The organism is Duganella sp. Root1480D1, from assembly GCF_001427305.1.
Taxonomy (GTDB): Bacteria; Pseudomonadota; Gammaproteobacteria; order Burkholderiales; family Burkholderiaceae_D; genus Rugamonas.
In genome coordinates this window covers 134,464-155,407 of sequence record NZ_LMFZ01000023.1, presented here as the reverse complement: position 1 = coordinate 155,407, position 20,944 = coordinate 134,464, and the positions used below count along the sequence as shown (strand labels likewise).

Below are 20,944 nucleotides of genomic sequence, written 5' to 3'. Positions count from 1 at the left end.
GCTTGTCTAGACTTGCCATATCAATTACCAGCTTTGGAGCAAATATATGGACCAGCAAAAGGCCGTCGCAACCCGCCAGGCGGGCGTGACGCTGATTGAACTGATGGTGGCACTGGCAATTGTTGCCGTCCTTGCATCTGTGGCGATTCCTGCTTACAGCGATTACGTCAAGACTGGCCGCCTGCCGCAGGCCACCAACAACCTGGGCGCCATGCGCGCCAAGCTGGAGCAGTATTTCCAGGACAACCGTACCTACATCGGCGCCTGCGCCGCCGGCACCATCGCCGCGCTGCCGCCAGCGGATGACTTTACCTATACCTGCCCGACCCTGACAGCCACCACCTATACCGTCAAGGCGGAAGGCAAGGGACCCGCAGCCGGCTTCGTCTTCACTATTGATGAGTCGAACAACAAAAAGACCACGGGCCTGCCAAGCGGCTGGGGCACGGCATCGGAAGGTGCGCCGATTACCTGCTGGGTACGCAAAAGGGGCGGTTCATGCTAAGCCGCCGCCAGCAGGGCATGACCCTGATCGAGCTGTTGATCGGCATTGCCATCCTGGCCGGCTTGCTGGGCATGGGCGTGCCCGCCTTCAGCAGCTGGATCCAGGACACGCAAGTGCGCACGGCGGCCGAATCGATCCTGAACGGCTTGCAGACTGCGCGCGCTGAAGCGGTGCGGCGCAACACCGTGGTGCGCTTCACGCTGACCGATAAGGACGGCAAGGTGAGCTGGACTGTCGGTTGCCCGACCGTGACCGCGACTTGCCCTGCGAGCATCCAGACCCGCGAGGCCGCGGAATCCGGCACCATGGCCAAGGTAACCGTCAGTGCCGACGCGATTCCGGTGCCGGCGCCGCCCGGCTATTTCAGCGCGCTGATCAGCGCCGAGAGCGAACTGCCTGCCGAGGTCAACTTCGACGCGCTGGGCCGTGTGTTCACCCCGCCTGTCGGCGCTGTGTTCACGCGCGCCGACGTCACCAGCACGGCCAGCAGTACCGCGCGCCGTTATGTCGTCATGGTTGGCACCGGCGGCCAGATCCGCATGTGCGATCCGAAAATGGCGTACTCCACCGACCCGCGTGGCTGCAGCTAAGGAGAACAGCAATGAAAACTCAACGTACATTGCGCCAGCAGGGCGGCATCGTGCTGGTGGAAGCCCTGGTTGCGATCGTGATCTTTGCCTTCGGCGTGCTGGCCATCGTCGGCATGCAGTCGGCCTCGGTGCGCCAGGTGACTGACGCCAAGTACCGCATCGACGCCGCCAACCTGGTCAGCCAGTCGCTCGGTGAATTGTGGGCCGACCGCTCCAACATCCAGGCCCACGCCGTCAAGGACCGGCCGGTCGACACCCTGCCGAATGGCAAGCTCACCATCCAGGTGCCAGGGCCGTGGAGCGTTGCTGCCGGCGTCACCGTCACCGTCAAGGTGACCTGGCAACTGCCGGGCGAAAGCAAGGTTCACTCACAGACCAGCGTGCAGTTCATCGCCGGCTAGAAAAAGGAAGAATGCAATGCGCGATAAGCAAAACGGTTTCGGCCTGGTCGAGATCATGGTGGGCCTGGGCGTCGGCATGCTGGCCATGATGGTCGTGATGCAGGTGTTCAGCCAGATGGAAGGACAGAAGCGTACTGCCACCGGCGGCGCCGATGCCCAGAGCACTGGGGCGATTGCCCTGTCGCTGATCGAGCGCGATACCAAGATGGCTGGCTGGGGCATGGCCAACTCGATGTTCTCCGGTTGCAATACCACGTATTCCTATTGCGACGGCGATTTGAGCTGCGGCGGCAAGGAGGGCGCGATCGATGGCTTCTCGCTGGCCTCGGCCGTCATCACCGATGGCGGCGACAAGCCCGACAGCATCCTGGTGCAGTATTTTGCCAATCCGACCGAAGGTTCCTTCCGCTATCCGTCCAACACGGAACTGCGCAGCAATATGCCGCAGCCATCGTCCGAGCTGAACGTCGGCAATACCTCTGGCTGCCGCGAAGGCGACCTGGTGCTGGTGCAGCAAGCCGGCAAGTGCACGCTGATGCAAGCCACCCAGATCCAGGACCAGGCCTTGAAAATCCAGCACAACCCGGGCGCCAGCGGCCACTTCAACCCCCCGGCCAACTACCAGAACGCCAACAACTGGCCGGCCTACACCAAGCCTGCCCAGTTGTCCTGTTTCTCGGCCCCGCCGGCTGGCGCCTTGTACCAGCGCGGCTACAGCGTCAATGACCTGCACCAGCTGCTGCGTTCGGACAATTCGGCCAATCCGGCCATCGTCAATGAAGTGGTGGCGCCGGAAATCATCGATATGCAACTGGAGTACGGCGTGTCGCTGGCCGGCCAGCCATCGGTCAACTCCTGGCAGCCGGCGACCGGCAGCTGGGCCCACCCGACAGCCGCCGACTTCCTGCTGGTGAAGGCGGTGCGGGTGGCCCTGGTCGCGCGCAGCGTGCAGTACGAGAAGCCTGCGGCCAACCAGGAATGCGCGACCACCACCGATGCCATGGCGGGCAAGTGGTCGAGCTGGGCGAAGTTCAAGACCAGCAGCTACCCGGCCGACTGGAAGTGCTACCGCTACAAGGTATTCGAGACGATCGTGCCATTGCGCAATGTCATTTGGGGATAAGACCATGAATCACAGCAAACGAGCCGGCGCAGTCCGGCATGCATGGGAGCAGGGCGTGATCCTGCCCGTCACCCTGATCGTGCTGGTGGCGATGACGCTGGCAGGCATTGCGCTGCTGCGCTCTGTCGACACCTCGTCCGTCATTGCCGGCAACCTGGCCTTCAAGCAGAGCGCCACCGCCAGCGGCGACGCCGGCGTGGAAGCGGCAATCGCCTGGCTGATCCAGACGGCGCCGACCGGCTCGCTGGACCAGGATATGCCCGGCAGTGGCTACTACGCCACGCGCCAGGATGCACTCGACCTGACCGGCAACAAGCGCGTGCCGGAGGCAACCCCGGACGACGACCTGGACTGGAGCGACGCCGGTGCCGTGACCCGGCTGAAGGCGGATGCGGCCGGCAACGAAGTGGCCTATGTCATCCACCGCATGTGCGACGGCGCCGGCCCGCTGGATGCCCGCACCTGCTCCACCCAGCAAGTGTTCAAGAAGGGCCAGGACGAAGGGGCGCAGGGCGCAATGGAAGGCTACCGGCCACCGAGCTTCGATAGCTCGGCAACACGCGCTTTCTACCGAATTACGGCACGGGTGACCGGGCCGAGGAACACCACCAGCTACGTTCAGGCTGTGGTCTCAATCTAACGCAGGAGAATTCAGATGGACTGGACCAATGTCCCACAGCCGGGCCTGCGTGCCTTGCTGGCTTCGCTCGGGCTGAGCCTGGTGATGGCTGTGCAGCCGGCAGCCGCCGCTCCGACCGAACTGGCCGATATTCCGCTGGCCAACGCGTCGACCGCCCCGATTCTGCCCAACATCATGTTGGACCTCGACAATTCCGGCAGTATGGCGTGGAGCTATATGCCGGACTACGTGCGCTACACCTCGCTCGGCAATTTCGGCACCATGTGCCGCGGCCCGAACAGCAACAATACCCTGGTGGTGTGCGAACCGGGCGATGCGCCGTTCTTTGCCAGCGCCTTTAACGGGCTGTACTACAACCCGGCGATCCGCTACATGTGGCCGACCAAGGCCGACGGTACGCCGCTGCCCGACCATAAAGGCCGGACCTCGTATGTGGCGCCGTGGAGCAGCGTGCCCAGCGATGGCTACGGCGTGCAGGCGATCGACGACACCAGCGCCGAACAGCCGAGCGCAAATCCCTGCAAGGGCGTGGTATCGGGCGGTAACTGCCCGCGACTGTCGAAGACTGCGGTCGTCAACCTGGTGACTGGCTATCCTGAGCGCGTGTGGTGCAAGAGCTCCAACGACGTGCCGCCTAGCGCCAATTGCAAGTCGGCAGTGGTGAATGGCAATTATTCCTATCCGGACGGCACTTACAAGAACCTGTATTCGGTGGATGGCGCGCCGTATTACTACAACGTGAGCGTCGAGTGGTGCAAGACAGCGGACAACGCGCCAAACCAGAATTTCGGCAAGGCTGGCACCTGCCAGGCCAAGAAAACCAGCACCTATAAGTACGTGCGCTACTTCAACTGGTCGCGCGTCGACATCACGCCAACCACGACGTTCCCGGCAAAAGCACCTGGCCGCACCGATTGCGCCGGCACCAGCTGCACCTATGCCGAGGAGATGTCGAATTTTGCGAACTGGTTCGCCTGGTACCGTACCCGTACCCAGATGACCAAGAGCGCCATCGGGCAGGCTTTCAAGGACGTGCGCGGCACGCCGGTCTCCAGCGATCCGGATGACTCGGCCTACCTGCATGCGCGCATTGGCCTGACCACGATTAACAACCCGATCGCGCTCAACATCGACAACTTCGACGCGACCCAGAAAGGTTCGTTCTACACCGACTTGTACAGCTTCGATCCGCTGGGCGGCACCCCGCTGCGCAATTCGCTGGATTCGATCGGCAAGATGTACCAGGGCACCAGCGGCACCTACAACGATCCAGTGCAGTATTCCTGCCAAAAGAACTTCACCATCCTGGCAACCGATGGCTATTGGAACGACGGCTATAACGGGGTGGGCGACGCCGACGGCGCCAGTGGCGTGACCTTGCCGTCGCGCGATTCGCTGAAGACGTCCAACACCCTGGCCGACGTGGCGTATTACTACTACCACACCGACCTGCGCGCTTCGTGCTCGTCGAAAGACGTCTGTACCGATAACGTTGCGGCATCCGGTGCGAATCCGGACGTGGACGACGTGGCACAGCACCAGCACATGACTACGTTCACCATCGGCCTCGGCGTTGACGGCACGCTGACTTACGACCCGAACTACAAGACCAGTACTTCCGGCGACTACTTCAATATCAAGCAGGGCGTCACCAAGTGGCCGGCGCCAAGCAGCAATGCACCAGAGACCATCGACGACTTGTGGCACGCTGCCGTCAACGGCCGCGGCACCTACTTCAGCACCCGCGATCCGGCAGCGCTGGAAGGCGGCTTGCGCCGCGCACTGCGCAGCATCGACAGCGTGACCGGCAACGGTGCGGCGGCGGCAACCAGCGCGCTGCAACCTACCGCAGGCGATAACTTCATTTACGTGGCGACTTACCGCACCGTGAAGTGGGACGGCGATGTGAGCGGCTATACCATCAACCTGTCGACCGGCGAAGTGTCGAAGACGCCTTTGTGGCAGGCCGAGCCGCTGCTGCGCAACAAAATCGCTGCAACGGGCGATAGCGACACGCGTGTGATCTACACCGCCGACGGTACCAACCGCACCCTGTTCAGCACGGGCAAAGGCGGCCTGACCGCTACCCAGCTGGCGCTGTTCGATACCAATAAACTGAGCCAGGCAAGCACCTGGTCCAGCACCCAGAAGACTGCCGCTACCGCAGCCTCGCTGGTGAATTACCTGCGCGGCCAGGACCGCAATGAAGACCAGGAACGCGACCTGAAATACGGCGCCTACGAGCGCCTGTACCGCGATCGCGAAAAAGCACTGGGCGACATCGTCCATGCGCAGCCGATCTATGTGAAGGCGCCGCCGTTCAATTTCGACGACGACGGCTACCTCGACTTCAAGGCCAGGAATGCCGATCGCGAGCCAACGCTGTACGCCTCGTCCAACGATGGCATGCTGCACGCTTTCGAAGGCGAGACTGGCCAGGAGCGTTGGGCCTACGTGCCGCCAATGGTGCTGCCGAACATGTGGCGCCTGGCTGACGGCAACTACTCGAGCCAGCACCGCTACTACCTGGACGGTCCGCTGGCCATGAGTGATGCGAAGATCAACGGTAGCTGGAAGACCGTGCTGATCGGCGCCATGGGCAAGGGGGGGCGCGGCTACTTTGCACTGGACGTGACCGATCCTGCCGATCCGCGCCCGCTGTGGAACTACACGGCAGACGACAATCCGAAAATGGGCTACAGCTTCGGCACCGCCTTCATTACCAAGATGGCCGATGGCCGTTGGGTAGCAGTTCTGCCATCGGGCTACAACAACGTGCCGGAAGGTACCAAGTATGCCGGCGGCGATGGCGGTGGTTATGTGTTCATCCTCGACCTGGCCAGCGGCACGCTGCTGAAAACCATCGCCACCGGCGTTGGCTCGACCGCAAATCCAAGCGGCCTGGCGCGCATCAACGTTCGTTCGCCTGACTTCACCACCAATAACACCGCAGTCGGCGCCTATGGCGGCGACCTGACCGGCGTGATGTGGCGCTTCGACCTGGAGAAGGGTACGGCCAGCAAGCTGGTGAACTTCCCTGGCAAGCCGATCATGGTTGCTCCGGCCATCGGCCAGATCCAGGACAAGCTGGCGGTGTTCTTCGGCACCGGCCGTTACCTGGGCCAGGGCGACCTGGACGACGTGGATACCCAATCGATCTACGGCATCAAGGACGACGGCAGCACCACCGTGACCGACAACAGCCAACTGGTGAAGCAAACGGTGACCACCTCCGGCACCTCGCGCAATATCAGCAGCAATGCAGTCGAGTGGTCGAGCAAGATGGGCTGGTACCTGGACTTGCCGGATTCCGGCGAGCGCATCACGCTGTCGCCGCAACTGTTCCTGGGTACGCTGATTTATGCGTCCACGGTGCCTTCGGTGTCGGCTTGCCAGCCGGGCGGCTATAGCTGGCTGTACCAGCTCGATTACAGGACCGGCGGCAACGTGCAAGTGAATGTGCCTGGCGCCGTCAAGTATTCGTCGCCGATCGTCGGTAACAGCGTGGTCAAGCTGCCTAACGGTACCCCGATGATCTATCCGGTAGGTGCGTCGAACGGCATGGGCGTGCCGCAAGTGCTGCGTGTCGGCCCGGACGATCCTAACTCGGCCAAGATCCGCGTGCTGTGGCGCGAGATCTCGGACTGACAGGCCTGTCATGCAGAACCGTCTCCGGCCCTGGCTCGCGCTGCTGGTCTCCGGCCTGGTGCACGTGGGCCTGGCCCTGGTCCTGATTGGCCAGGCCAGCCGCGTGCCCAGCGATGGCGGCAGCGCGGCGCGGCCGGGGGCAGCCCTGACGGTGCGCCTGGTCAGTGCCGTGCGTCCGGCAGCAGCGCCCGGCAGTACATCGCTGGCCGCCAGCATTCCGGCCGTGGCGACTGCGGCACCAAGACAGGAGGCGGTGCAGCCGGAGCCGGAGCGTCATTATTTCGGCGCCGATGCGATGACCCAGCAACCGGAAGTGGCTGAGGGCCTGGTGGCCGGCAGGCTGCTGGTCGTGCCGGGCATCACCCCGCAAACCGTGGGGCTGCAAGTCTGGATCAGCGATGAAGGGGCGGTGGAACGTGTTGCCCTCGATTCGCCCATGTCGGAAGAAGAGGAGCAATTGCTGCTGGCCGCTTTCGCCAGCGTCAGGTTCCAGCCGGGACGGATCGGCCGCATTGCCGTGCGCGGCCACCTGGCGATGCAAGTGATGCTGGACGACACCCTCCGGATGTGAGGGGAGTGGTGGTAAAATAGCGGGTTTTCCGTCTGCGCCAACCGCTGGCTGCCATCATGTCTGACGATATCCAAATTCAAACTTCGAGCAAGACCCCCGCGCTGATCGCGCGCGAGGTGGCTCGCCGCCGTACTTTCGGCATTATTTCCCACCCGGATGCGGGTAAAACCACGCTGACCGAGAAGCTGCTGCTGTTCTCGGGCGCGATCCAGATGGCCGGTACCGTCAAGGCCCGCAAGAGCGGCCGCCACGCCACCTCCGACTGGATGGAAATCGAGAAGCAGCGCGGCATTTCCGTGGCTTCCTCGGTGATGCAGTTTGAATTCCGCGACCACATCATCAACCTGCTGGATACCCCTGGCCACCAGGACTTCTCGGAAGACACCTACCGCGTGCTGACCGCGGTCGACTCGGGCCTGATGGTGATCGACGCAGCCAAGGGCGTGGAAGCGCAGACCATCAAGCTGTTGGATGTCTGCCGCATGCGCAATACCCCGATCGTGACCTTCATGAACAAGCTGGACCGCGAGTGCCGCGATCCGCTGGAGCTGCTCGATGAAGTGGAATCGGTGCTGAAGATCCAGTGCGCACCGGTGACCTGGCCGATCGGCATGGGCAAGAATTTCCGCGGCGTGTACCACCTGATCAACGACGAGATCCTGCTGTTCCGCGCGGGCGAAGAAAGCGTGCAAAGCTTCGAAGTCATCAAAGGCATCGACAACCCGCGCCTGCAGGAGATGTTCCCGCTGGAGATGGACCAGTTGCGCATGGAAGTGGAACTGGTGCACGGCGCCTCGCATCCATTCAGCCTGGAAGACTTCCTGGCTGGTAAGCAGACGCCGGTATTCTTCGGCTCCGCGATCAACAACTTCGGCGTGCGCGAGATCCTGTCTGCACTGGTGGATTGGGCGCCTGCGCCTGAATCGCGCGATGCGTCGGTGCGCACCGTGCAGCCGACCGAGGAGAAGTTCTCCGGCTTCGTGTTCAAGATCCAGGCCAATATGGACCCGGCGCACCGCGACCGTATCGCCTTCCTGCGCGTTTGCTCGGGCCGTTTCGAGCGCGGCATGAAGGTCAAGCACCTGCGCCTGAACCGCGAGGTGAAGGTGTCTTCCGTGGTGACGTTCATGGCGTCTTCGCGCGAGCAGGTGGAAGAGGCTTACGCAGGCGACATCATCGGCCTGCCAAACCACGGCAATATGCAGATCGGCGATTCCTTCTCGGAAGGCGAGATGCTGCAGTTCACCGGCATTCCTTACTTCGCGCCGGACTTCTTCCGCCAGGTGCGCATCCGTAACCCGCTGAAGATCAAGCAGCTGCAGAAGGGCTTGCAGCAGTTGGGCGAAGAGGGCGCTGTGCAGGTGTTCAAGCCGGTGCAGGGTGGTGAAGTGGTACTGGGCGCAGTCGGCGTGCTGCAGTTCGAAGTCGTGGCTTCGCGCCTGATGAATGAATACGGCGTGGATGCGGTGTTCGAAAGCACTTCGATCAGCACTGCGCGCTGGGTCTCCAGCGACGACAAGAAGGCGCTGGCGGACTTCGAGGCGGCGCTGGGCCATAACGTGGCATACGATGCGGCGGGCAACCTGGCTTACCTGGCAACCTCCGGCGTCAACCTGCGCCTGACCCAGGAACGTTGGCCTAAGCTGACTTTCCACGCAACGCGCGAGCACGCGACCAAGCTGGATTAAGCCCGGCAACCCGGGTCAGACCCAAGCGTCCGACCCGGGTTTACCGGTCTAGGCAGCCCAAAGCCGCCGCTCCCGCAACAAAGCCTCCAGCTGTTCCGCCGGCATCGGCCGCGCAAAGTAATACCCCTGCATCACGTCACATCCCGCATCCGACAGGAACGCCACCTGTTCCTCTGTCTCCACGCCCTCGGCAACCACCGTCATATTCAGCGAATGCGCCATCGCAATGATCGCCTTCGCAATTGCCGCGCCATCGCCCGGCACCGCATTGACGAAGCTGCGGTCAATCTTGAGCTGGTCGATCGGGAAGCGTTTCAGGTAAGCCATTGAAGAATAGCCCGTCCCGAAATCGTCGATCGAAAGATGGATGCCGGCTGCCTGTATCTTGTGCAGCAAGGCGATATTGGCGTTCACGTTTTCCATCAACACCCCTTCGGTGATCTCCAGCTCCAGCAAGCGCGGCGGCAAGCCAGTCTCCATCAGCAAGGCCTGCACCTCGTACATAAGTTGCGCATCCTTGGTCTGGCATGCGGACACATTCACTGCCACGTGCTCAATATCCTCCATCAGGCCGGCCTTGCGCCAGGCCGCCGCCTGACGGATCGCCATTTGCAGCACCCAACGGCCAAGGGGGACAATTACGCCGCTTTCCTCCGCCACCGGGATGAACTCCGCCGGGCTCACCATGCCGCCCAAGGCTTCGCAATGCCAGCGCACCAGCACCTCCATGCCGCGCATGCGCCCGGTGCGCACATCGATCTGCGGCTGGTAATGCAAGGACAATTCATTGTTTTGCAGGGCTTTGCGCAAATTCGCTTCCAGCGCCAGGCGCTTGCTGGCGCGCTGCGCCATCTCCGCATGGAAGACCTCATAGGCGTTCTTGCCCTTGTTCTTGGCGTGGTACATCGCGATATCGGCGCAGCGCACCACAGCCGCCGCATCAGGCGCATCCTTTGGGTAGACACTGACGCCGATGCTGGCGCTGACGAAGAGCTGATGCGTCTGGACCATGAATGGATCGGCCAGCGCACGCAGGATCTTGCGGGCCACCTGATCCGGCTCCAATTCATCGTCGGCCGGTTCGACAATGACCACGAACTCATCGCCGCCGATACGGCAGATCACGTCGGTGGTGCGCAGCGACTGTCCCAGGCGCTCGGCAACCTGGCGCAACAGCATGTCGCCAATGTCATGACCCAGCGTGTCGTTGACGACCTTAAAATTATCGAGGTCCAGCAACAGCAGGCTGACACTGGTCTCCTGGCGGTCGGCGCGTTTCAGGGCATGGGCCAGCCTGTCGTTGAAGGCATTGCGATTTGGCAGGCATGTGACCGGATCGATATGCGCCAGCACGTGCAGGCTGTGCTCCGCCTGCGCCACGGCGGCACGCATGCGCCGCACCAGCAGCCAGGCCAGCGCGAAGGAACCCAGGGTCGCAAAGGCAGTGAAAGTGGCAAAGGCCAGCGAACGGCGGTAGAGCGGCAGCAAGGTGGCGCGGATCGAGACGCTGCCGATTAGCTTGTGGTCGACGGTGATCGGCTCCTGCACCTCGATATAATCCATGCCGTATTCGTGCAATGACTCGCCGGTCTCGCTGATCGCAAGCTCCGGCACAGGTGCCGCATTGCGGCGGAATTGGGCCAGCGGCGTGCTGCCCACGATAATGTTCGCGCTTTGCACACTGGGCGAAGCCGACAGGCCGCTGAGGATTTCTTCCGCTGCGCGAGCATCGCTGAAAAGCAGGGCGGCCGTGCTGTTGTTGCCAACGATGCGGGCCTGGACCTGTAAATCGCGCAGCAAAGTGCTGCGCAGGGCCATGAACTGGAACACCACCATCAGCATGCCGGCCAGGCACAGGGCTGCACCTGCAGCCAGCATGGTTGAACGGACTACCTTGCTGCCGATCGGCAGCAGCGCGGTTTTGGCGCGCGACTTCATTGCACACTCCTAGCCAGCCGCAAAAGCTTGGAACTCAGGGTCAGGCGCGCTTGGCGCACCGGCACCAGGTCCACGTCGAAGCCCACGCGGCGATTGTCGATACCAAAAGAAATCATGGCGCCGTTGGCGCCAATGATCCTGTCATCTGCGACCGTCAGCACACTGCTGGTCGCAAGGTCATGTTTGAGCAAGGCCCAGCGCTCGCGATCCTGCGCGTCCAGGACTAGCAGGTGGCAGGCCGCCAGTTGCGCTCCGGCCGGCGCGGCCGGCAGCGTGCGCACCGAAATCCGATGCCCGTTGACTTGCTTCTCCTGCAGCCCCGTCAAGGCTGTCAGCAGGCCATTGCCCTGGAACACGCACAGGCGCAGCGGCGCGCTGGCCGGCAGCGTGTCCGCAGGCCATTCCGTGAACAAGGCGAAGTTGAACAGGATAGCCGCCTTCAATTCCGACTCGTCCGCGCCCGCTGGAAGCTGGGCGCGCGCCTGCCCCGCGGCTATCAGCAGCAGTAGCAGGAGGGCGAGCAGGGGGCGCAACATCAGTAGGCCGCCTTCAGTCTGAAGTAGACGCGACGTCCATCCTGTTCAATCGATCGCTGCAGGTAGCCCAGCGAAACCGGATCGGCGTAGTGGCGGTCGAAAATGTTCTGCACGCCGAGCGATGCGTCGAGGTGGCGCGTCAGGCCGACGGAAAAGAGGTTCAGGTTGGCCAGCACAAAGCCGCCGGCTTCGCCGCCGCCAATCAGGCTGCGGGCGCTGACGTACTGTCCTTCGACACCTGCGTGCCAGACGCCGAAAAGGTGTCCGGCGGCATTCAGTTTTGCCAGCCAGCGCGGCGAATTGACTTCGCCTGCGGCACTGGTAACCCACTGCCGCGCAAGGCTGGCCCTCAGCTTTGCACCGTTGTTCCAGGAGCGCTCATATTCCATTTCCAGCCCGCGTGCACGGTTGCGGCCAACGTTGCGGAAGATCGGCAAGCCCAATTCTTCGTCGTCGACCTCGGTGATCAAGCCCGATGCTTCGTTTGCATAGCCGGTGAGCGTAAAACGCGCGTTCGGTCCAAGCTGGCGCACCAGCGACAGCTCGCGGCTGCGGATCTTTTCGCGGCCGAGGTCTGGATTGGCCAACTGGCCGCCTTGCCCGTCGATGCCGTAGAACAGCTCATAGTTGTTCGGTGCGCGGAAGGCGCTGCCATAGATGGCCTTGAGCGTCGTCTCGCGCGCCACCTCTGCGATCAGTGCCAGCCGTGGACTGAACACGCCGCCCGTGCTGGACTCTCGGTCATAACGCAATCCAGCGTTCAGCAGCAGTCCTTCCGACAGGGTGATTTCGTCTTGCGCGTAGACGCCAAGGCGCTTGCCGTAGGCCACATCGTCAAGGTAGACGACGCGCGGCTCAATATCGTAGTTCTGCAGCGTCAGTTTGCTGTTGTACTGGTACTCGGCACCCACGACCAGCTTGTGCGCCGGCGTCAATTGCAGGAACAGGCTGACATCCGCGCCCCACCAGCGCGCGCGGGTCTGGTCCAGGTTGATCGAGCCGAAAGGCTCATTGTTGACGAAGAGTCCTTCGTAATGGTAGTCGCCGTGGTACAAGCGGCCCGTCAGTTCGCCATGCATCGGCAATAGTTGGTTGCGGTAGCCTACCTCCGCCAGGCGCAGGCGATCCAGCGTCTGGCCGCCGGGGACGTTGAACGGTTGTCCATACGAAGCGGTCGCCATGCCCTTGGTGCGAGCGCCATCCAACAGTGTCAGCGACCAGGCGCCGATCTGTCCGCGCGCGTACAGGCGGGTAATGCGCTCCCAATCCAGTCCTTGCGCTGTGTCCTGGAATTCGGGGAAGTACAGGTCGCGACCATCGCTCAAAGTGCGGCTGGCTGATAGCAGCAGTTCAGCATCGCCGTCGCGCCAGCCATAAGTGGTGCTGCCGTTGCGTGTGCCAGCCTGGCCCGCCTCCAGTGTGCCGCGCGTTCCCTCGAGATCCGAGGCGCGGCGCGTGATGACGTTAATGACGCCGAAGAATGCATTGGCGCCATAGATCGACGATCCCGGTCCCGGAACGAATTCGATGCGGTCCACCAGGTCCAGGTCGAGCGGGAATTCGCCCCCTAGCTGCGCCTGGTCGAACACCGGATCGTTGATGCGCGTGCCGTCGATCTGCAGCAGGAAGCGCGTATTCAAGTCGCCTGAGCGCAGGAAGCCGCGCGCGCCAAGATAGCTGTAGCTGCGGTCGTTGCTGGTGTACAGGCCGCGAATGCTGCGCAAGGCATCAGCCAGCGTGCGCCATCCGTAGGCACGGATATCGGCCGAGGTAAGGACGGTTACATTCGAAGGAGCTTGTGTCGCCTTTTGGTTAAAACGGGAGGCGCTATACACCTCCATCGACATCAATTGCTCAAGCGGCAAAGTGGTCAAGTCGGCATCTTGCGCGCAAGCGTTCGCCGCCGCGAGCAGCAAGACTGCCAGCGGCCTGTAGTGAAGGCCTTGCAGTGCTGTGGTTCTCATCCCGATGGTTTGTTTTTATCGTGTCTTCACATGGTGGCATTGCCCTGCGGGAATGTACAGCCCGGCAGGGCCGGCCAGCACCGTTAAACAACAACTGTTAGCTGTCGATCAATGCGCGCCAGGCACTTGGCGCCTGGCCTGCCACCTGCTTGAATGCGCGCCGGAATACGGCCTCGTCGCTGAAACCGGTTTCAATGGCAATACGCCGCAAACTCACGTTCGGTTTTGCCAACATGCGTTTGGCCTGCTCGATGCGGCATTGCAGAATGTACTGCACCGGCGTGACGCCGAGCGCCGCGCTGAAACGCCGCGCCAGGTTGCGCTGGCTCATGGCAATGTGCCGCGCGACGTCGTCAGGCGTGATGCCGGCGCAGCTATGTTGTTCGATATAGCGTTGCGCGGCTTGAATGCGCACGTCGAGGTGTTCGTGACGGCCGTTTGCGACGCCCACGTCAGCCAACTGGCGCGCCGAATTTGCGTAGCGGGCGAATTTGAGCGCCGCCTTCTCGCCGTGGAATCGGCTCACCAGATGGGCGCAGGCATCGATGGTCGGTGTGATGCTGGCCGCTGTAATCAACCTGCCATCGACCACGAGTGGCGACTGCGGCGAAAGGCGCACTGCCGGCCGCGTTGCCGCGATGGCGCGCCGATCGGCCAGGTTGCAGGTGGCGTCGCGACCATCTAGCAGGCCGGTTTCCGCCAGTATCCGCACGCCGCTCGCCGAGGCGAGGATGCAGCCGCCGGCATCGTAATGCCTGACGACCCAGCGCAACAGGGCAGGGCTGGCCGGCACGTCGCCGTAGAAAGATGGCAGCACCAGTAAGTCGGCCTGGCGCGAGGTACGCAGGCTGCGTTCCGGTAGCAGCGCGGGGCCTGTAAAGGAGCGCACAGGCTGCAGGGTTGGCCCCACCAAGGCCACATCGAACATTGCCGCGGCGTGCAAGTCAGGCTCGCGAGCGTTCAAGGTGCCGGCGACCGCCAGCAATTCGCGGATCAGCATGACCCCGCCCGCCCAGCAGTTATGGTCGATATAAATGCTGGTCGGGATGGCGGAAAAAGTATGCTGCATGGCGAATAATGTATCACGCCGCTTGGCGTGCGGCGATAGGATGATCATATGAATATCCTCACCTACATCGACAAGCAAGAGCTCCGTGCCTTTACGACCGCAGATAATTGGCGCGCGGCTGGCGTGGTGATCGCAAACGTTTTGATGGTCGCGGCAGGTTTTGCATTGCCCGCGCTCTGGCATCACCCAGTGGCGTGGATTCTCGCCAGCGTGTTGCTGGCCGGCCGCGCTCTAGGCTTCGCGATTTTGACCCATGATGCCGCGCACCAGAATTTCTTCACCTCGCGCAGCGTAAACCAGTGGATGGGGAAGTGGGTCTTCGGTGCCTTGCCCAACGTGCCTTACGCCGCATACCGTCGCGGCCATCTCGACCATCACCGCGCGGCAGGAACCGGCGCTGATCCGGACCTGGTTTTCGTCACCGGCTATCCGGCGACCCGCGCAAGCCTTTTGCGCAAACTGCTGCGCGACATCTCTGGCTTGAATGGCGTGAAAGGGATCATCTACCAGTTCCAGCCGACTGATCGTGGCGCCTTGTATCCGGTATTCGTCATGCACGGGCTGATCTTCGCCGTTCTGTGGGTGCTGGGCGTGCCTGAAGTTTACGCCTGCTGGTGGCTGGGGCAGTTGTTCGTCTTCCCGCTGCTACTGCGCCTGCGTGTGATGGGCGAGCATGGCGGCGTTTCGGACCACATGGACCGCGACCCGCGCCGCAACACCGCCACCACTTTGGCCGGTCCGCTCGCACGCTTGCTGGTCGCTCCCAACTTCGTCAATTACCATGTTGAGCACCACCTGGCCGCAACTGTTCCCGGTTACAAGCTGCCAGCGCTGCATAAGCTGCTCCGTGAGCGTGGTTTCTTCGAAGGTAGCGCATGTCTGGCCACGCCGTATTGGGCGGTGATCCGTCGCTGCACAGCCACAAATGGAAACGCCGCGATGCGCCGTACTAACGGCGCCCGCGGTGCGTTGGACCGTATGCGGTGAGATCTGTTTGCTGACGGAGGTGGCTCTATCGATTTCCTCTCTCTCGCTGACGAGCTATTAACCTGGTGGATTATTCACTGGATCACTGTCAATCGCCATGGCAAGCATAGGCTCAAAGCCTGGAGGATTGTTAACTACCTCAGGGTAATCGACAGCGTTGTCGCCCGACTTCTTTACCTGAAGGTTTTCATTGTGCTTATTGCGATAGCTGAAGGTTAAATTAAAAGTCTGGCTTGCGGTATTGAGATCGCTCAGCGTCACTGATTTGCCGTTTTTGCTGATTGAAGGCGTGCTGAGTTGATCCTGCGCTTCTGGTGAAATCGAAACTGAACGGATAACAATGTCGTCAGGAGTTGGTGTAACGAGTTTAAAGTGGAGGATGGTGTCGAGATCATTAACGTCAATGATCTTCGGATCGTAGGTTGCCTGATAGACGTCGCCATTCTTTTGGACCGTCACTTTTACATGGATAACAGGACTTTCATTCTGCGTTGACTTACTCATAGCTTTCCTTTCGTTAGAGGGTGGTTGGAGATGTATTGGGTGAATCTGGCCTCGTGGAAGCCCATATCCTGCAGTCTTGCAATTTTTGCTTTTACGGTAGTGACTGTGCCTTGGCATAACTCAGCACGTACTTGGAATGACAACAACGAGAAGTTGTTCTCTACGTTTGGAGCATTGGCTAAAAGTTCCGAAACCCTTCTACAGTAGGGAAGAGCGGCGGCATCACTTTCAACTTTCCTTGCCAAATCCGCTCGGGCGAGCAGCCCTTCAGTAAGAAAAGCCAATAAGATGCTGTCGCGCTGCGCCTTTTCGTAAAGTGATTCCAGTTTCGTTTGCACCGTCTCAGCGTTCTGCAAAGCCTCTTTGTCTCGCCCTAGCAATTGCAAGATGTAGGTGCGACCGAGTTGAAATTTAACTGTTTGATATGCAAGGAAGGTGTTCTTGGAATCCTTTTCCGAAAGATCCCTCATTTTTTCGAGAACCGTTAGCAAGCGCTGATGCATTACGCTGGCATTCTCGTTGGACAGTTGTGCCTCGACTAGACGGCCTTGTGCTTGGAGCAGCCACGATGCCCACAGCTTATTGGATGGGTCCTTGTCGACGAGCGACGCAAGAATTCGCTCAGCATCCTGCAGCACGCGTGTGGCGGCAACTCTATCCCCGAACGCAGTATGTAGCAAAGCCTGCCGCATCAATGACACGGCGAGCAGGCTAGCCCAATTTGCATTATCGAGATACACGGAGCGCAACAATGCTTCTTCGTCACGGTAGAGGTCCATTGCGGCTTTTGGTGTTCCCAGCTTAAGGAGGCTTTCGGCTCGCCAGGACGTGGTTCCCGCCAGTTCAGCAATTACTTTTTTATCTCCTGGTCTCTTTTGGAGTGCGCGCTTTTTTAGGTCCAAAGACTGATTAAATTCGTCTGCAGCTGCGCTGTAATCGGAACGAGCCATTGCTAACGAACCCAATGCGGCCCTTGCGTAGGACACCTCAAGCCAACCCTCGATCGGATCATTCAAGGTTTTTTCTAACAGTAGACCGTATTTCAAGTAAGCTTTGAAATATCTTTCAGCCTTCTCAGGTTCATTATTAGTCGAATGCATCTGTCCTATGGCAGATGAGATCTTGGCAGCCTCTCTGAGGAAATCCTCATTATTGACAAAGGATGGCGGAGCACCGGCAACTAGATCGGTACCGGTAGCAAGCGCTTTGAATGCCTCGGCAACTCGGCCTCGTTTGGAGTTCACCTCTCCGATGATTCGAAGAGCTTTGATTCGATTAACGAGTGAACTAGTGCTGTTGTCTGATGATTCAACTCTCTCAAGATAGCCTAGTGCCCTTGTGCCGACGTCGTCGAGCAAGTCCAGCCGTCCGATTGGTCGAAGTTTCTCAACGAAGTCTCCAAGCATGAACGTCATTAGGCCTTCAGCTTCGCCGCGGGTGCGCTCTGATTCTTGGCGGGCAGATTGGGCTCGAAATGCGAAAACTGCAGTAAGTAGGGCTAATAAACCAATTAGGACGGTTACAGCAAGTTTGATGCGTTCCGATAGACGAGCTCGATGCATTGATGTCCGCACGAACTCTTTGTCTAACGGAGCAAGCGAAAAGTCCTGAAGAGTCAACAGGTCAGCCGCTTGACTAACTTGGCTTCCATGTGGGAGCAATAGATCCTTGCTCTTTCTAGCCTCAAACCAGCGCGATGCTTGAGCGCTGATGCGGGTCCGGAGTTGAAGAGCGTTTCGGTGGTGCCCAATCCACTCTGCAACCCGAGGCCATTGGCGCAATAAAGCTTCATGTGCGACGCCAAAACTCGGAACATCCCCTGCCAGTTCGCTGACAAAGAGGCGCGCTTCGACCATCACCCGGACGAGCTCGCGCTCGTCTGCATTTCGGAGCATGCTTAACGGACTTCTACGCGAAGTCACTGCACTTTGATCTTCGCCAACGTTTACCAATAGCGAGAGCACATGGGGAAGCGCTGCAATTTCAGGTGGGCTAAGAGATGACACCACTTCTTCCGCACGGACACCAACTGCGCCCTCGATGCCACCCAATTGCCGATAAACCTCGAATTTAAGCGTGCCCGCTTCGTCGCGCTGTCGATAAAGTTCGTTTAACGTGTATTGAAGTAAGGGGAGCATGTCCGAATTCCCGCGCGCGGCATCACATAGCACGTCGTCAAGGCTCGCTCCAGTCAACTCGTGTTTTTCAAAACCCAATCCGGCGGCCAAAGCCGGTTGGCGAACGATCTGGGCAATGTCGGCACCATCGGGTGGTAGCACGTCGAAGTGACCGCCGCGTATTTTCAATGCTAGTAAAACTGGCTGTGCCATCACTTCCGGATAGAAGTCGTTACGGCACGCCATCAGCATGAGCAGGCAATTCGACTTCGCCAGGATATCGATTACTTCTACAAAGTGGTCGGCTTCGCCCGGTTGTGCACGGAAGACTGCCTCGAGCCGGTCCACGAATACACCTACCGAAGCACGTGGGCAGGCGCGTTCGCGCAGTTCGGCGGCTACGGATTCTGGATCGGACGCCAACCGCTGGCCCAGGCTGTCGGCACTGGCGCCCGGGAATAACGGTTCGCTGTTGATCTCGGCATCGATCAGGGCGCCGGCCAAGGCCTGGAACAGGGTGCCGCTACCGAGGTCGGCGCAGTCAAGGTAGACCGTGCTGGACAGCCCTACCGGCTCGTCCGAGCGAATGGCACCTGCCATTAATTGAGGCAACAGGCCGGCGCGGACCAGAGAAGTCTTGCCGGAGCCGGAGGGTCCGAGCACCAGGGCCATGGGGCAGCCATGGGCGGCCTGGGTCAGCACCAGCTCACGCAGCTGGGCGGTGGCTTGCACGCGGCCAAAGAAGATGGCGGCGTGATTTTCCTGGAATGCCTCCAGGCCTCGGAACGGGGAGCCGCCTTCCCAAGTGGTCGCGGGCGGGGCGGCCAAAGTGATGACCGGGGCAATCGCGCGGTAACCGCGTTTGCGGATCGTCTCGATATAGCGAGGTTCGGTGCTCGAATCGCCGAAGGCACGGCGCAATTGGGTGATCGCTTTGTGGACCGGGTTATCGCCCAGTTCGTTGCTTCCCCAGCAAGCTTGCAGGATCTCTTCCGCTGGAATTACCGCCCCGGGATGGCGGCAAAGATAGCGCAGCACCGCCATTACGCGCGGCTCCAGCTGCGTCTTCGCATCCCCATTGCTGACGAGATTGGCTTCTGGACTGACTAACCAGTCGCCGAATTGGAACTCCATGGCTTGCCTAACCTTTTTTATTCTGTCTCTTATAAATCAATGACTTAGAAACCTTCCGGAGCATTTCTTCCGGTCCGGAAGGTTTCCTTCCGGCCTTCGGAAGATTTCCGGAAGGCGAGGGAAGGCTTTTTTTCTTACATTGCAGTCATTGCCAAACGGCCAAATCTTAACATTCTTAAAAGCAAAAATGGTCACAACTAAAGCGGTATTTTTTGAAATCGGCTCCAACACCACGACTTCGGTGCAACAGCTTTCCGCGAGCTGGTTCACCTCCGGAAAGTTGCTCGAGAGCACGATTGACGCCATGCGCGCCGCCGGAGAGTTTCCTAATGACATCCGTTACGGGAGCATGGAAGTCGGCAGCCTGGCCCTCGGTGGGGAAGGCGAGGATCGGGCTGAGCTGCGTCCGGTTGAGATTCGTTATGACTCCTCGGCACCGAATACTGCACATCTGACACTGACCCTTGCATCCGGAAATTTGCGCTTTTACAACGCCTACGGCCGGCGTGAGATCCTGCGCCAGGCGGTTGCCGGCTGGCGCCTCGAGTTCACCACCGCTGTTAACGAATATGGCGGCCTGGTCCTGCAAGGCGCCTTGTGCGACGTCGATAAGTCGCACTTGCCGTGCGACAACGGCCCTCTGAAAGAGTTCTTTATCACGGCGGTCGGCAACTGGCTGCGCAGCCTGTCACCGGCGGTGCTCAACAAAACGGCAATGCGCCGTGCAGTGATCGGTCGCGAAAGCTTCCTGCGCCAGTACATCTACCCGATGGTGGTGGAGAAGCTGCAGCGCCGTCTGGATTCGCTGCCTGACTACGTGACGTCGCGCGAAGGCGTGGCACAAGTGAATCCCCAGGCCTGCCAGAACGAGAAATCGGGTGTCGAGGCGAATATGAGCAACGGCGAGCGCGCCCGCTTCGTCCGCAACAGCAACGGCTGGACCTATCGCGACCACGTGCTGTTGAACTGGCAGGAAGCCAACCGTACCTTGCATGACCGCGAGTCGGAGCAGGACCTGCAATGCATGGTGACCATGGGCCGCCAGGCCGGCCCGGACGGTGTGCCACGGCCGACGCTTGATATCAGCAGTGTGCTGGGCCGCTACGAGTGGGACAGCGTGAAGCAGGAGCTGCCGCTGTCGCGCCAGCGCAGCTATATGGGCAAGGCCTGGGCGCGCGCCACGCTGCAATGGTCGCTGCGCCTGCAATGGCAAGCCGAAAACGGCCGGGTGGGCGTGGCCGCGCTGGCACGCAAGGGCGCGCCAGCCACCGATGCCGGAACCACGGGCATTTACGTGGTGTCCGACGCGCTGCCGCATCTGCTGAATGTACAGCGCATCAATCTGTGGTGGGAGGGCAATGCTGCCAGCCTGGCATCGGTTCAACAGGATATTGCCGGTTTCCTGGCAACGGCTACCGGCGACATGTTCGCTGCCGTTGCCGAGGGACTGGCCCCAGGACGCAAGCTGGGGTGCCGCGACTTGCGTATCAACGAGTCTGGTGACATAGAAATTGAATTGGGGGAGTAAA

At 60.8% G+C, this 20,944-nt stretch carries 16 protein-coding genes; 10 read left to right on the top strand and 6 right to left on the bottom strand.

Annotation, left to right across the window (positions count from 1 at the left end; translation table 11 throughout):
* Nucleotides 1-46 precede the first annotated feature (46 nt).
* The 8 genes from ASD58_RS18800 to ASD58_RS18765 are packed head-to-tail and all read left to right on the top strand — an operon-like array spanning nt 47 to nt 9,166.
* Nucleotides 47-505: a type IV pilin protein gene (locus tag ASD58_RS18800; RefSeq protein ID WP_057262749.1), complete on the top strand. Its 459-nt coding sequence runs from the start codon at nt 47-49 to the stop codon at nt 503-505.
* Nucleotides 499-1,095, top strand: coding sequence for a GspH/FimT family pseudopilin (locus ASD58_RS18795; RefSeq protein WP_057262748.1), 597 nt, complete (start codon nt 499-501; stop codon nt 1,093-1,095). The genes ASD58_RS18800 and ASD58_RS18795 overlap by 7 nt, the downstream gene beginning before the upstream one ends.
* A gap of 11 nt (nt 1,096-1,106) precedes the next feature.
* Complete coding sequence (locus tag ASD58_RS18790; protein ID WP_156401361.1) at nt 1,107-1,496, top strand: hypothetical protein; 390 nt, start codon at nt 1,107-1,109, stop codon at nt 1,494-1,496.
* Between the two features lie 16 nt (nt 1,497-1,512).
* Complete coding sequence (locus tag ASD58_RS18785) at nt 1,513-2,619, top strand: PilW family protein (RefSeq protein ID WP_057262746.1); 1,107 nt, start codon at nt 1,513-1,515, stop codon at nt 2,617-2,619.
* Nucleotides 2,620-2,623: 4 nt separating this feature from the next.
* Complete coding sequence (locus tag ASD58_RS18780) at nt 2,624-3,259, top strand: hypothetical protein (RefSeq protein ID WP_057262745.1); 636 nt, start codon at nt 2,624-2,626, stop codon at nt 3,257-3,259.
* Nucleotides 3,260-3,274: 15 nt separating this feature from the next.
* On the top strand, nt 3,275-6,907 hold the full coding sequence (locus ASD58_RS18775) for a pilus assembly protein (protein ID WP_057262744.1): 3,633 nt from the start codon (nt 3,275-3,277) through the stop codon (nt 6,905-6,907).
* A 10-nt stretch (nt 6,908-6,917) separates the two neighbouring features.
* Nucleotides 6,918-7,478, top strand: a complete 561-nt coding sequence (locus ASD58_RS18770) for a hypothetical protein (protein ID WP_057262743.1) — start codon at nt 6,918-6,920, stop codon at nt 7,476-7,478.
* 56 nt (nt 7,479-7,534) lie between these two features.
* Nucleotides 7,535-9,166 (top strand): peptide chain release factor 3, encoded by a 1,632-nt coding sequence (locus ASD58_RS18765; RefSeq protein ID WP_057262742.1) that lies wholly within the window; start codon nt 7,535-7,537, stop codon nt 9,164-9,166.
* 48 nt (nt 9,167-9,214) lie between these two features.
* Here the strand turns inward: ASD58_RS18765 and ASD58_RS18760 are convergent, their stop codons facing one another.
* From ASD58_RS18760 to ASD58_RS18745, 4 genes are all read right to left on the bottom strand, one after another.
* Entirely contained in the window at nt 9,215-11,104 is a 1,890-nt protein-coding gene (locus tag ASD58_RS18760; RefSeq protein ID WP_057262741.1) for a bifunctional diguanylate cyclase/phosphodiesterase, read from the bottom strand.
* Entirely contained in the window at nt 11,101-11,640 is a 540-nt protein-coding gene (locus ASD58_RS18755; protein WP_057262740.1) for a YfiR family protein, read from the bottom strand. The genes ASD58_RS18760 and ASD58_RS18755 overlap by 4 nt, the downstream gene beginning before the upstream one ends.
* Complete coding sequence (locus tag ASD58_RS18750) at nt 11,640-13,604, bottom strand: TonB-dependent siderophore receptor (protein ID WP_082565523.1); 1,965 nt, start codon at nt 13,602-13,604, stop codon at nt 11,640-11,642. The genes ASD58_RS18755 and ASD58_RS18750 overlap by 1 nt, the downstream gene beginning before the upstream one ends.
* A 97-nt stretch (nt 13,605-13,701) precedes the next feature.
* Complete coding sequence (locus ASD58_RS18745; RefSeq protein WP_057262739.1) at nt 13,702-14,721, bottom strand: GlxA family transcriptional regulator; 1,020 nt, start codon at nt 14,719-14,721, stop codon at nt 13,702-13,704.
* On the opposite strand from ASD58_RS18745, the gene ASD58_RS18740 reads away from it, so the two are divergent.
* Complete coding sequence (locus ASD58_RS18740; RefSeq protein ID WP_057262738.1) at nt 14,722-15,660, top strand: fatty acid desaturase family protein; 939 nt, start codon at nt 14,722-14,724, stop codon at nt 15,658-15,660. It abuts the gene before it with no gap.
* Nucleotides 15,661-15,717: 57 nt separating this feature from the next.
* Here ASD58_RS18740 and ASD58_RS18735 read toward each other — a convergent pair whose 3' ends face one another.
* Nucleotides 15,718-16,164, bottom strand: coding sequence for a hypothetical protein (locus ASD58_RS18735; protein ID WP_057262737.1), 447 nt, complete (start codon nt 16,162-16,164; stop codon nt 15,718-15,720).
* Nucleotides 16,161-19,415, bottom strand: coding sequence for a winged helix-turn-helix domain-containing protein (locus ASD58_RS18730; RefSeq protein WP_057262736.1), 3,255 nt, complete (start codon nt 19,413-19,415; stop codon nt 16,161-16,163). Before ASD58_RS18730 ends, ASD58_RS18735 begins: the two co-directional genes overlap by 4 nt.
* Nucleotides 19,416-19,602: 187 nt before the next feature.
* Here ASD58_RS18730 and ASD58_RS18725 point away from each other — a divergent pair, with 187 nt between their 5' ends.
* On the top strand, nt 19,603-20,943 hold the full coding sequence (locus tag ASD58_RS18725) for a hypothetical protein (protein ID WP_057262735.1): 1,341 nt from the start codon (nt 19,603-19,605) through the stop codon (nt 20,941-20,943).
* The last annotated feature ends 1 nt before the right edge of the window (nt 20,944 follow it).